The organism is Pontibacter sp. Tf4, assembly GCF_014212495.1.
Classification (GTDB): domain Bacteria; phylum Bacteroidota; class Bacteroidia; order Cytophagales; family Hymenobacteraceae; genus Pontibacter.
This window is the reverse complement of sequence record NZ_JACKZC010000007.1, coordinates 46,137-59,663: the sequence shown is the minus strand read 5'-3', so window position 1 is coordinate 59,663 and position 13,527 is coordinate 46,137. Positions and strand designations below refer to the sequence as shown.

Here is a 13,527-nt window from a genome sequence, read left to right as displayed (position 1 = left end):
TAGACTCTCTAGAAAGTAACGGAATAAGCTACGATTCTATTGTCTTTAAAAGTTGGAATATAAAGCAGCTGTGTTTTATCGGAGTAATAAATGTCGGCAGCGTTCATGTTTTTACCTTTTGTGTCAAGCACTTTCCATTTTTTACCTTCCTGGTTCACATAAAATACTTCGCCTTCCCAGTTCGATACAAAATACCCGTCTGTGCCAGCCTTAGTAATGCCATCCGCGTTCTTTATCTTATCAGTAAGATCTTTTAATTCTTTTGTTTCTGTATCCAACAACTGTATATCACCATTGCTGAAAAAGGCGACTACCAACTGTTCATTGTCCCAGTAAAGGCCATTCGGGCGTTGGCGCCTGGTTTTATCGAACCACTCTGTAATGCGGCCATTGCGCATCTGGTAAATAGCCCTTCTGTCCATGTCAGAAATATAAACTGTACCCGCATCATCAACCGTAACGTCGTTCAGTTCGCGTGCTTTCGGGGCCTCGTATTTGCCTAATATGGCGCCGGTTTGGATCGAGATGGCTACCACTTCATCTACATCGGCCACATACAGCACATTGTTATGCAGGGCCATGCCTTTGGGGTTGTTCAGGCCGGTAACCCAGTATAGTTCTTCAATCTCGCCGTTTGGGTTAAGCTTCGAAATAAAGCCGTCACCATCTCTGCGGTCGTTGCTCTGGTTGATGTTGGAGGCATACAGCACCTCGCGGTCCGGGTCGTAAACTACCGATTCCGGGGTGCGCAGCGTGTTGTCGGAAGCCCAGACCTGTTTAAGTTCTACGGGGCCTTTGGGCGTGAAAATGGAGCCGCAACTATGCAGCGTAGCAAGTAAAAGCCCCACAAAAGTATAGCGAAGTATAAGCCGCATGATTTTATCTGTTGGTTTATACCTCTTACCTACGCTTTGGCGGGGCAACAGTTTGTTTAGTGTACTTCCAGCCCAAGTTTACGCAGGGTACGCTGCTTCGAAACTTTACCGGTTGGTGTCTCAGAGAAAGCAGGGCTGTAGTAATATTTTTTAGGGCGCTCAAATTTTTTGAGTAGCTGTTTTAACCTCGCTTTCAGTTCTTTCTCCTGGTCTTCGGTAAACGGTTCTGTTTCCAGTATCAGCACTACCCGCTCTCCAAGCAGCTCGTCGGGTTGCGAGGTAATAAAGAAGCGCGGCATCGGGTCCAGGTCGGCCAGGGCTTCGGCCACAGCTACCTCTACCACCTCGCTCTGCACTTTTACACCACCGGAGTTGATGGTATTGTCTACGCGCCCGATCCAGCGGAAGCGGGTAGGAGTGAGCATTTCCACCAGGTCGTTGGTAACGATGAGCTCGTTGTTGGTCACGTCGCCCTGTATGGTCAGGCAACCACGGTTATCAAAGCCTAAGGAAATGTTATCCAGCACATCATAATAGGCGGCAGCATCGGGGCCGTTGAGCAGGCGCAGCGCCACATGCGATGCTGTTTCGGTCATTCCATAGGTGTGGTAAACCGGTACAGTTAATTTCTGAAGCTCGCGCTGCAGTGTAAAGTTTACCGGGGCGCCGCCCAGCAAAATGCCTTTCATATGGTTAAGCTGCGGAATGAATTCCGGAGTATCCTGCAGTATCTTCTGCAACTGCATGGGCACAAACGAGGCGAAGGCGATGGGCGTATTTTCCGGTACCAGTTTCAGCGGGTTCGAGATAGGGTCTACCACGATCATCTGCATTTCGGCCATAAATCCGCGTGCCAGCATCATCATACCGGCAATATATTCGGTATTCAGGCACACCAGTTCCGTGTCGCCGGGCTGCAGGTTCAGGATGTTTATCGTTTTGCGGGCGCTGGCTTCGAGTTGCTGCCGCGTGAGCTGTATGGTTTTAGGTGTGCCTGTTGAGCCTGACGTCTGTATCGGGAATTCCTGTACACCGGTCAGCCAGCTGCGGCAGAATTCCAGTGTTTTTGATTCATAACCATCCAGCGGAATGCTGTTCCGGAAGGAATATTCCGCGATTTCGTCGTAATAAAATTTTTTGCCGTTCAGCAGCAGGTATCTCTCAGCCATTTTGCAGTTATCAGTTAACAGTAAGTAGTAAACAGGAATTTTTTATTTCTGTTACAGCACCAGATCAGGCCACTACTTACTACGGTACGTGCATCTGCAAAAATGGGAAAAAGCGGATTATAATGACTAATTAATAATCAGGAATGAATAATTATTTTCTCAATAATTACTCATTATTAATCATTCATTAATAAAGCCAGTCGCGTTTTGGCTTCCGGATCAGGTAGTCTACTGAAAAGCGGCCCGAACCGAAGATCAGGAATGCGATAAGTAGCAGTAGTACGATGATGGAGGACCAAAGCTCTGTGTTCTCAGAATAAAAGCCGTGGTTTGGGTTTATAAAGAAAACAGCCCCCAGCAGGATCGGTATCTGGAAAAGAATGGCAATCCGTGTGATCAGGCCGATGGCAATAAAGAAGCCGCCAACCAGGTGCGCAAACGCTACATAATGTGCCAGACCTACCGAAACCCACGGAAACTGGCTCTTATGCAGTATGCGGAACAACGCCTCTGTGTCCTGCACAAACATGAAGCCTTTGATCATCAGGAAAATGCCAAGCGCCATTCTCAGGAAATCGAGCCAGGCCGGATGGTGGGAATCTGCCCAATGCTCTACGCGGTGCATGTCGTGTGTTAAGTTCATGGCTAAAGTATTTAATGAAACAATTGATATACAATTATTTAAACGTTTATTGCAAGATTTTGGATAAGTTGGTAACAGGTTATAGTTTGGCTATGGTTTTATGATTTCTTAATCATCATCCAGAGCGATAACCGAAGATCTTTTATATCAAATACTTCCACTATTGTCATGTCGAGCGCAGCCGAGACATCTTATGTGTCCTTTTCTTGTCATTTCGAGTGTTGCGAGAAATCTATCTCAGACTAAAGTTGATGCTCAAGAGCTATAGTGCTATAGCTGCCTTTGCCTACCATTCGAACCAAGCCGTTTATTTCATAGCCACCTTTAACCCTGGGAGCTCTAAGAGCCTATCGTTTTATAGTTTGCTTTGGTGCGCTCACGGCCGCGGGGCCTCGTCTTCGGGCATCGTGCGGTGTACATTTCCTTTGCTCGTTCCTCGCAATGCCCTGCAGGCACCGGAAATCTACAAGGCGCTCAACCCAAAGACTGATAACGCATTCGATAGCTCCTGCCTTAGCTATAGTTGCTGTGCTTGCTCTTGGTAAAAGTAGATCAGTTTTTCTCGTGGCTATAGTTTCTTGTGTCAGGCTACGCCTGCCTGCTCGTGGACTGTAACTATAAAACTATAGTCTGTGAAATGGTAGGGCAGCAAGGCTCCCCTCCTTGGATAAGGAGGGGTAGGGGTGGTTTGATTACAGCAACTATAGAACTATAACTCAAACTATAACTATAGCCAAGATTCCCCTCTTGAGAGGGGTAGGGGTGTGTTTGCTAACTATAAAGCTATAGCTGTTCCACTATAGCAAAAGCCCAATCCTGAAAATCCTTTAATCCTGTAAATCCTGATTCAGACTACAACGCTTTCAGCAGCTCCTGCTTATAGTTGGCAAAGGCGGTGGCGTTGGCTTTACTGTCGGTGAAGATCTCCAGAATACCAGCACCGGCATCTGCAGCAAAAAAGGAGGGAAGGATGGTCTCTAACTCTTCCAGCGAACTACACGAACTATAGCTCATTCCAAAATCTTTGGCCGTGTTGGCGGCATCCAGGGTCTGTCTTGTTTCGAAGAACTCTTCCAGTTCTGGTTGCTGTTTGGGGCCATCAATCAACCGGAAAATACCACCAGCATGGTTATTCAGGATGATGATACGTAGGTTCTGGGGAAGGTAATTGTGCCACAAGCCGTTGCGGTCGTAGAAGAAAGCCATATCGCCGGTGAGCAGCGTGGTGATATTGTTGCTTGCAAGGGCGCAGCCGACAGTTGTACTGTTACTGCCATCTATGCCGCTGGTGCCACGGTTGGCAAACACTTCTATGTTTTTTCCGGCACCCAGACTTACAATATTGGCGTAGCGTACGGCCATGCTATTGGCTAAATGCAGGTTGCTTTGGGCAGGCAGGTTTTCAAAAATACGTGCTACAGCGGTTAGTTCGCTGAATGCTGCTTCACAAGTATGACTCTTCAGAAAACCGGTAGCTTTTGTTTCTAAAGCAGACCAGGCGGAGCTATAGTTTTTATCTGAATCAGCTTTTATAGTGGAGAAAAAGGCCTTTGGCGTACAGCGCACAATTTTAGTCAGCGACTGATATGTATCTGCTACCTGGCCAGCTGGCTGTATGTGCCAATGCGCCTTGGGTTTGTATTTGCGCAGATATAGTTTCAGGGCTTTGGAGATAACTGATTTCCCGAACGTAATCAACAGATCTGGTTGCAAAGCGGCCAGTTTTTCCGGATCAGGACAGGCAAGCATGGCATCCTGATGTCGGATGATCTCCGGTAACTCGTGCACATTTGCGATCAGGTCGCCAACTATAACGGCGCCGGTTTGCTTTGCAAATTGCTGTAAAACAGGCTGTAATTCTGCTGTATGGTTCTGTTGACCGGCTACAACCAGTACGCGTTTATAGTTGCTGATCTCCTGCTGCAGCTGCTGCGCCTGCGCTACGCTTAAACTATAGTCTGGTTGTTCTTCTTCTATAATCTTTACATTAGCATCAAAAACCAGTTCCTCACCCGGAGCAGGGTAGAAGGGCTCACGCAGCGGAATGTTGATGTGCACCGGACCTGCAGGGTAACTCATCGTTTCATTCAATGCTTCCGAAACCATGCGCTCGCTGTGCCACACACTGTCTTTATGCGAGAAATCTACCGGGAAACTATAGCTCTGTTTAATGTGCTGTCCATATACATTTTGTTGCCTTATCGTTTGTCCGTCCAGTTGATCAATCCATTCGGGCGGACGATCGGCAGTGAGGATCAGTAGCGGCACCTGCTGAAAGAAGGCTTCGGCTACGGCAGGCGCATAGTTTAAAGCGGCTGTGCCTGATGTGCAGACCAGTACGGTTGGTTTGCCGGTTGTAAGTGCCATGCCCAGTGCAATAAAGGCCGCTGCACGCTCATCGCTCACCGTTTTTACCTTCAGCTTGGGGTGACGCGCAAACGCGATCGTTAAAGGTGCACAACGCGAGCCCGGCGACAACACCACATTTTCCACTCCCTTACGGGCACAGATCTCGGCTATATTTACAACTGGCTGGATGATCATTTTGTAGATTTGAAAATTTGAAGATTTGAAGATGTGAAAATTAATTTCTTCAACTCTACGGTCTTACTGTTTTGATAAAAGTAGAAATCTGAAATTAAGGAAATTTACAACTATAGTTTCATCTCCAGATTTTCAAATCTCCACATCTTCAAATTTGCTTAAAATTCAGCAAGAATTTTAAGCATGGTTTGCATTTTGTGCTGGGTTTCCTGCCATTCTTTATCTGCGTCAGATTCTCCGGTAATGCCGGCGCCGGCGTACAGAATGGCCTGTTCTTTCTGCAACTGCATGCAGCGCAGGTTTACGTACAAATGCGTGCCATCAGGTGAGTTTACGGGACCCAGGTAGCCGCTGTAGTAGCTTCGGTTGTAGCCTTCGTGGGCAAGTATAAAGTTTAGGGCCGGCTCTTTTGGCAGGCCACAAACAGCAGATGTAGGGTGGAGCAGATGCAGCATATCGGTGCCCAGCGTCGGGAAATCCACTTCTTTTAAATCCACACTAAAATCGGTGCGCAGGTGCATCAGGTTACCGGCAACTATAGTTCTTGGGCCTACTTCGGTATATTCACGCAAACGCAGTTTTTTAAAACAGCTCAGCACATAGCGCTCCACCATGCCCTGTTCTTCAATTTCTTTCTGCCGCCAGATCGCGTTGCCTACCGGTTCGCCGTTTATGGCTGGTTGTGTACCGGCCAGCGCCACCGTTCTGAAAATCTGTTCCGGATCTATAGTTACCAGAATCTCCGGCGAGGCACCCATCCAGGTTCCGGTTCCGGGAACAGAAACCAGCGTAGCAAATGCGCGCGGGTAAGCCTCCAGCATCAAACTATAGGCATCAACCAGGTCAAACTTTTCAGGCAATGGTTTTGCAGCAGTGCGTGAGAGCACCACTTTTTCCATCTGCCCGTCAGTTATAGTTTTAACGGCCTCTGTTACGGCGTTTTTAAAACCGGTTTCAGTCTGCTGATGGATGGTTTCGGAGGTGTGCAGATGCCAGCTATAGTTTGCGGTCCGGGCTTTCTCCAGGGCAACTATAAATTCCTGTTGTTGTGCCTGCGCTACTGTTTCTGAAAACTGCAAAAGCCCTGTTTCGGAACTATAGGTTATGTCGGCTTTAATAAAAACAGAGGGCTGCTCACCTGTAACAAACGGGCTGAAAAGGAACCCGTAAGGGCTGTTCTCAAGCTCTGGATGTTCGATTTGGAGAGCCTTTTCTAATGAAATGCAGACATGTGTAACGTTTGTTAACGGCAAGCGCCAGGCAGCAACCGGAAGGCCCAATGCCAGAGCAGCGTTAATAATTTGTTTTGTAGTATAATGCGGGGTATCTGTACCCATTATTTAATTTCTGATTTAAGCCGGTTTACATAAGTTTTAGCGGCCCATAAATTTGTATTAACTCAGCTTGCGTAAACACCCCTCTGGGCTCCCCTCAAGGGGAGAATTCCCTTTACGAAACATTCTTCTCCTCGGAGAGGATAGGGGTGAGGTAAAGTATAGTACTCTAACAACTAATAACCAACAACCAACAACTATACTTTCTTGTCGATAACGGCCACCGTCATGCGGCTAATGCATACCAGGTCGCCAGCTTCGTTTGTAATTTTAGTTTCCCATACCTGCGTGCTGCGGCCGTTGTGCAAAACAGTTGCTTTGCCGTAAACCCAGCCTTCTTTTACACCGCGTATATGGTTTGCGTTTATCTCTAAACCAACACAGGCTTTTTTTGTTAGATCAACCTGCAGGGCTGCACCTATGCTTGCCAGCGTTTCGGCCAGCACCACCGATGCGCCACCGTGCAGCAGGCCCATGGGCTGGTGCGTACGGAAATCGACAGGCATTTTACCGGCCAGAAAGCCTTCACCAACTTCGGTCACTTCAATACCCAGGTGCTCTACCATGGTATTTTTATTCCACTCCTTTACGCGCTCTAACGTACTAATATTTTTATCCATGGGCTGCGATGGCTATTTTCGCGCTAAAATTAACGCTGAAAGCAAAAGTAGAAGAATTTTGAGTATTAAGAAAGTATACCTGATCCGCCACGGGCAAACCGATTACAACGTGCAGGGCATTGTGCAGGGCAGCGGCGTAGATGCGCACCTCAACGATGAAGGCCGCAGGCAGGCAAACCTGTTCTTCCAGCATTACAAACACGTTCCTTTTAATAAAGTTTATACTTCCACGTTGCAGCGCAGCATTCAGTCGGTGCAGGGTTTTCTGGATCTGGGCATCCCGCACGAAACACACGCAGGCCTGAACGAGATAAACTGGGGAACCCGCGAAGGCACACGCATCACGCCCGAAGAAGATGCCTACTACCACGGCCTGCTGCAGACCTGGTGCGACGGTGAAACCGGCGTTTGCATTGAAGGCGGCGAGAGTCCCGACCTGGTAGCGGCCCGACAGGTATCGGTAATAGAAACTATCCTAAGCCGCCCTGAAGAAGAAACGATTCTGATCTGCATGCACGGCCGCGCTATGCGCATTCTGCTGTGTCAGCTTTTAAAGTACCCGCTCCGCTGCATGGACCAGTTCGAGCACCGCAACCTGTGCCTGTACCAGCTCGATTACACGGGCAGCATGTTCACCGTAAAACGCTACTGCGACACAGAGCATCTGCACGTTACCAAATTGCCCGACATTGCCGCGCAGGGTGCTCACGAACAATTTAGGTAGTATAGTTTGAATAAAATATTTTTAAATCTAATTTTGGGCGGATTATGAGATGCCCGGGACAGGGCGATTAAACGATACGAAATTATGGCTGAAGTGATAAGAATGCCAAAGATGAGTGACACGATGACCGAAGGGGTGATCGCATCTTGGCTTGTAAAGGTTGGTGATAAAGTAAGTTCCGGCGATGTGCTGGCCGAAGTGGAGACCGATAAGGCAACCATGGAGCTGGAATCGTACAACGACGGTACGCTGCTTTACATTGGACCTAAAAAAGGTGAAGCTGTGCCGATTGATGCTGTTATAGCGATTATCGGTAAAGAAGGCGAAGACATATCTGGTTTGCTGAACGAAGCAGGCGGAAGCGCTCAGCCCGCTGCTCCTGCCAAAACCGAAGCTCCGAAAGAAGAGAAAAAAGAAGAAGCAAAACCTGCTGCAGCCAAACAGGAAGCCCCTGCCGCTAAAACCTCTGTCGATACAAGCAACATTAAAGCATCTGTTATCAGAATGCCGAAGATGAGCGATACCATGACGGAAGGTGTACTGGTTAGCTGGCTGAAAAAAGTAGGTGATAAAGTAAAATCAGGTGATGTGCTGGCCGAAGTAGAGACTGATAAAGCAACCATGGAGCTGGAGTCTTACGAAGACGGTACACTGCTTTACACTGGCGTAAATGCCGGTGATGCTGTTGCCATTGATGCGATCATCGCGATTATTGGCGAAGAAGGCGCAGACTATAAAGCGCTGCTGGAAGGTGATGCATCTGACAATAAAGGCACTGCCGACAAGCAGGAGCGCCAGGAAAACGCGCAGACTGACGAAGCTATTGAAGCTGGTGTTGATGCCATTACTTCAGATAAAGTAGAAACTACTGCTGTGCCTGCACAAGGCGCTGCAACCGAAGGCGCAACTACAGAAGGTGGTCGTGTAAAAGCATCTCCGCTTGCTAAGAAACTGGCCAAAGAAAAAGGCATTAACTTAGCACAGGTTAAAGGTTCCGGCGAAGGTGGCCGCATTGTATTGCGCGACATCGAGAACTATAAGCCAGGCGCTGCCCCTGCACCTCAGGCTGCTGCTGCTCCGGCTGCCAAACCTGCCGCTGCACCGGCAACTATACCTGGTGCTTCGGGAGAAGAGTACGAAGAAGTTGCTGTATCGCAGATGCGCAAAGTAATTGCCCGTCGTCTGGCAGAAAGCAAGTTCTCTGCACCGCACTTCTACCTGACCATGGAAATTGACATGGACAAGGCCATGGAAGCGCGTGCCAGCATCAACGAAGTATCTCCGGTTAAGGTATCGTTCAACGACTTAGTAATTAAAGCGGCCGCTGCGGCATTACGTCAGCACCCTGCGGTTAACTCTTCGTGGTTAGGCGATAAGATCCGTTACAACAAGCACATCAACATTGGTGTAGCCGTAGCGGTAGAAGAAGGCCTGCTGGTACCGGTTGTGCGCAACGCAGACTATAAATCGCTTTCAACTATAGCTGCTGAAGTGAAAGACCTGGGTGGCAAAGCGAAATCCAAGAAATTACAGCCATCAGACTGGGAAGGTAACACGTTTACTATCTCTAACCTGGGCATGTTCGGTATCGAAGAATTTACAGCTATCATCAACCCACCAGATGCATGCATTATGGCCGTTGGCGCTATCAAGCAGACACCTGTTGTGAAAAATGGTAACATCCAGATCGGTAACGTGATGAAAGTTACGTTATCTTGCGACCACCGCGTAGTGGATGGTGCTGTTGGTTCAGCCTTCCTGCAGACATTCAAGAACCTGCTGGAGAACCCGGTTAGAATACTGGTATAACTCTAAGCTTAACTATAGAAAAAGCCTTTCCGGAAACGGAAAGGCTTTTTTGTTGAAATACCGCAGGTTTAGCGGATGCGCAACTTGTGGTTTAACTTGGCGCCAGTTTGTAACTGGCTTCCTTAACAAGCAGAAAACTATAGTTTGAAAGAGCTATAGTTGCGATGAGTAATATGGCGCGAGCGTCCTCGCTCGTGTCGAACTATAGTTGGGCGTCCCGCCCATTTGGATCACAGATCCAACTTTATAAATAGGTCACGGATCGCAGATCCGCGCCAGCTTAGAACTATAGTTTGCAGGAACTATAACTCAGCATCAAACTATAGATCAGTAGTTGCAGCCATCGCCGTTATTGCTTTTGCAAAGCAAAGCCAGTTACAAACTGGCTGCCATGCTCAGCCACAAGTTGCGCTGTCGCTAAACTTGCGGCATGTGTCCCGCAAATCATTTAAATCATCATTAATCCCGGTTCAGACTTATCGCTTGCTTAACTATAGTTACACTTCTACCGGTGTACTGATAATTCCGAGCGCTTTGCTGATCTTTCTGGCCCAGCGCATTTGTTGTTTATAGTTGTTGCCGCCGTTGGTTTCGCGGTCATATTTGTCCTGGAACTGGCGCATTTCTGCCAGGTGGTTTTTCAGGATCTTTTCTACCTCGGCTTCGTTTTTCGATGTTTTGCTGTCCAGGCTGTTTAGTTTTACTTCCAGGGTCTCGGCGTACAGGTGCGCAATATCAAAATGCAGCTGCTCGTGTTGCAACGAGTAGTTCTCCCGGTAAGCCGGTTTTACCCACGATTCATCTTTAAAAGCCACCGCATACGCATCGTACGTAATCCTGCCCGACCAGAAACTAGTATCCCGTATCTTCAGGAAAATACTGACCGTGATCTCAGCGCCTTTGTGCGCATCCGAAGGTTTAGGTGTGCCTTTAAAGTCCTGCCACGTTAGTTTGCGGCCTGTTTCGTAAGCCAGCACATTATAGTCCTGCGCAAAACCCTGCAGCCCCAGCAGCAAACCCAAAAAGAGCAGAAAAGTCCGTTTCATGTATAGTTTTGTTTTGTACTGCATTCTATAAAGCATAAAACGGGCCAAGTGTGAAATTGGTGTCTGGGGGATTCAGATTTAATTTGAGCTGTCGGGCATAGTTTAAGCACCACGCCAGTTATAAGCCACCACCAAAGAAGCAACTGGCAATGCCCTTAACCGGCAAACCATATAAACCCATACCTACAGCAGCCGTACCAGTTTTATCACACACCTACACGGCACTATGGCATACTTACCCATCGAAGATCATGGCGTGATCGGCGACCTGAACACAGTGGCGCTAGTCGGTCTCAACGGCTCCATCGACTTCATGTGCTTTCCTGATTTCGACTCACCCTCCATTTTTGCGTCATTGCTGGATGAAAAGAAAGGGGGCAATTTTACGATAGAGCCTACGCACAATGACATGAAGCATAAGCAGATGTATCTGCCGGATACCAATGTGCTGCTTACGCGTTATTTGTCGGATGAAGGGATAGGGGAAGTGACCGATTTTATGCCGGTAGAAGAGCAGACCAAAGGCAGCCGGCTCATTCGCCGCGTGTCATGCGTGCACGGCGATATGACGTTTCGGATGCAGTGCAGCCCGCGTTTTAACTATGCCCGCTCTCCCCACACCGTTACCCAGGTAAACGAGTACGAAATCGTATTTACCTGTACAGAAACCAATGGCCTGGCTGTAAGGTTAAAAAGCACATCACCACTGCAGATTACCAATGCCGATGCCACGGCTACCTTTACCCTGAAAACCGGCGAAAAAGTAGATCTGCTATTGGAACGCGCCGCTGACGAGCAGCCACCTACACAGGAACTTGAAAACTTTGTGACCAAAAGTCTGTACGAAACTATAGCTTACTGGAAGAACTGGGTTGCCCGCTGCCATTACAAAGGCCGCTGGATGGAAATGGTGAACCGTTCGGCGCTGGTGCTGAAACTGATGGTATCGAACAAATACGGCTCGCTGGTGGCAGCGCCCACTTTTGGTTTACCTGAAGAATTAGGCGGAGAACGTAACTGGGATTACCGCTACACCTGGATCCGGGATGCTTCGTTTACTGTGTACACCTTGCTGCGGCTGGGCTACAAGCAGGAAGCCAAAAACTTTGTGGATTGGGTAGACCGCCAGTGCGATGCCATACACAGTGCCGGCAGGCTCAGGCTGATGTATACCTTGAGTGGTGAACTGGAACTGGACGAGATCGCACTGAACCACCTGGAAGGCTACAAGGGCTCGAGGCCGGTACGTATCGGCAATGCTGCTTACGACCAGGTGCAGCTGGACATTTACGGCGAGCTGCTGGATGCAGTGTACCTCTACGACAAGTATGGCGCGCCCATCGCTTTTGAATTCTGGAACGACCTGCGGCAACAGGTGGAATGGGTTTGCGACAACTGGCACCGCGAGGATGAAGGCATCTGGGAAGTGCGTGGCGGCAAAAGGCAGTTCCTGTACTCGCGCATGATGTGCTGGGTAGCCATAGACCGGGCCATGAAAATTGCTGAAAACCATTCGTATCCGCTTCCTGCCCGTTGGCGCGTGGAGCGCGACAAGATCTTTTTTTCGATACACCATGAGTTCTGGAACGAAGAACTGCAAAGCTTTGTGCAGTACAAGGGCGCCGAAACTGTAGACGCCGCTACGCTGCTGATGCCACTGATCCGGTTTATCAGCCCAAAGGACCCGCGCTGGCTGTCTACACTGAAACGGATAGAAGAGCGATTGGTGTCTGATGCACTGGTTTTCCGTTACCGTAACAGCGAAGGATTCGATGGACTGAAAGGGAATGAAGGTACTTTCTCGATGTGTACGTTCTGGTATGTGGAGTGTCTGGCCAAGGCAGGACAGATAGACAAGGCACGGTTATATTTCGATAAGATGCTGGGCTATGCCAACCACATGGGCCTGTACGCCGAAATGCTGGGCCTGAAAGGTAACCACCTCGGTAATTTTCCGCAGGCCTTTACGCACCTGGGCCTGATAAGCGCCGCCCTGACCATAAATGACATCCTGGAAGGCCACGAGAACAAAAAGAAACTATAGCAACTATAGCTTATGCCTGTTTCAGACTATAGATTCCACAAAACAACTATAAGCGATACCGACAATTTGGCGCAAACTATAGAGTTGGCTTTTTGTTTGAAGATACCGTAGTTTTACTGATAACTGCTGTAAACAATAGTTGCAGCAAACTATAACCAACAAAGCATACACATGACCAAGATAAGATCAACCACCGTTTTAGGCATTTACCATAACGGTGAGGTAGCTCTGGGCGCCGACGGACAGGCCACGATGGACAAGCACATTGCTAAAAGCAACGTGAAAAAGATCCGCAAACTGCTGGATGGCAAAGTGGTGACCGGATTTGCAGGCTCAACCGCTGATGCATTTACGCTGCTGGAGCGATTTGAAGAAAAACTGAATGCCTACCAGCATAACATGAAACGCGCTGCCATAGAGCTGGCCAAAGACTGGCGCAAAGATCAGTACCTTCGCAAACTCGAAGCCATGATGGTAGTGGCCAACAAAGACGAGCTGCTGATCATATCGGGTACCGGCGACGTGTTGGAACCGGATCATCAGATTGCAGCGATTGGCTCCGGAAGTATGTTTGCCCATTCGGCTGCCCTGGCTCTTAAGAAGCATGCCCCACATTTAACGGCAGAAGAAATGGTGCGCGAAGCCCTGAACATTGCAGCCGACATCTGCATCTACACCAACCACAATCTCATCATCGAGAAACCGGCCAAGTAAACTAT

The 13,527-nt window shown here is 48.5% G+C and carries 11 protein-coding genes; 4 read left to right on the top strand and 7 right to left on the bottom strand.

Translation table 11 applies throughout. The features are described 5' to 3' along the window. Nucleotides 1-8: 8 nt before the first annotated feature. From H7F15_RS12520 to H7F15_RS12495, 6 genes are all read right to left on the bottom strand, one after another. Nucleotides 9-875, bottom strand: coding sequence for an SMP-30/gluconolactonase/LRE family protein (locus H7F15_RS12520; RefSeq protein WP_185197332.1), 867 nt, complete (start codon nt 873-875; stop codon nt 9-11). Nucleotides 876-931: 56 nt separating this feature from the next. Then, a complete protein-coding gene (locus H7F15_RS12515; RefSeq protein ID WP_185197331.1) occupies nt 932-2,044 on the bottom strand; it encodes an AMP-binding protein in 1,113 nt (370 codons plus the stop codon). Nucleotides 2,045-2,231: 187 nt separating this feature from the next. Continuing rightward, nucleotides 2,232-2,687, bottom strand: a complete 456-nt coding sequence (locus tag H7F15_RS12510; RefSeq protein ID WP_185197330.1) for a DoxX family protein — start codon at nt 2,685-2,687, stop codon at nt 2,232-2,234. A gap of 852 nt (nt 2,688-3,539) precedes the next feature. Next, nucleotides 3,540-5,231, bottom strand: coding sequence for a 2-succinyl-5-enolpyruvyl-6-hydroxy-3-cyclohexene-1-carboxylic-acid synthase (gene menD, locus H7F15_RS12505; protein ID WP_185197329.1), 1,692 nt, complete (start codon nt 5,229-5,231; stop codon nt 3,540-3,542). 158 nt (nt 5,232-5,389) lie between these two features. Further along, nucleotides 5,390-6,568 carry an isochorismate synthase gene (locus tag H7F15_RS12500; RefSeq protein WP_185197328.1) on the bottom strand — a complete coding sequence of 393 codons (1,179 nt, stop codon included), beginning with the start codon at nt 6,566-6,568 and terminating at the stop codon, nt 5,390-5,392. 194 nt (nt 6,569-6,762) lie between these two features. Continuing rightward, complete coding sequence (locus tag H7F15_RS12495; protein ID WP_185197327.1) at nt 6,763-7,185, bottom strand: PaaI family thioesterase; 423 nt, start codon at nt 7,183-7,185, stop codon at nt 6,763-6,765. A 58-nt stretch (nt 7,186-7,243) separates the two neighbouring features. On the opposite strand from H7F15_RS12495, the gene H7F15_RS12490 reads away from it, so the two are divergent. After that, nucleotides 7,244-7,909, top strand: coding sequence for a histidine phosphatase family protein (locus H7F15_RS12490; RefSeq protein WP_185197326.1), 666 nt, complete (start codon nt 7,244-7,246; stop codon nt 7,907-7,909). An 84-nt stretch (nt 7,910-7,993) separates the two neighbouring features. Next, entirely contained in the window at nt 7,994-9,718 is a 1,725-nt protein-coding gene (locus H7F15_RS12485) for a pyruvate dehydrogenase complex dihydrolipoamide acetyltransferase (protein ID WP_185197325.1), read from the top strand. A 497-nt stretch (nt 9,719-10,215) separates the two neighbouring features. On the opposite strand, the gene H7F15_RS12480 is transcribed toward H7F15_RS12485, so the two are convergent. Continuing rightward, complete coding sequence (locus H7F15_RS12480; protein WP_185197324.1) at nt 10,216-10,764, bottom strand: DUF922 domain-containing protein; 549 nt, start codon at nt 10,762-10,764, stop codon at nt 10,216-10,218. Nucleotides 10,765-10,990: 226 nt separating this feature from the next. Between H7F15_RS12480 and H7F15_RS12475 the strand changes: the two genes are divergently transcribed. After that, on the top strand, nt 10,991-12,808 hold the full coding sequence (locus H7F15_RS12475; protein WP_185197323.1) for a glycoside hydrolase family 15 protein: 1,818 nt from the start codon (nt 10,991-10,993) through the stop codon (nt 12,806-12,808). A gap of 171 nt (nt 12,809-12,979) precedes the next feature. Continuing rightward, nucleotides 12,980-13,522, top strand: a complete 543-nt coding sequence (gene hslV, locus H7F15_RS12470) for an ATP-dependent protease subunit HslV (RefSeq protein WP_185197322.1) — start codon at nt 12,980-12,982, stop codon at nt 13,520-13,522. Nucleotides 13,523-13,527 lie beyond the last annotated feature (5 nt).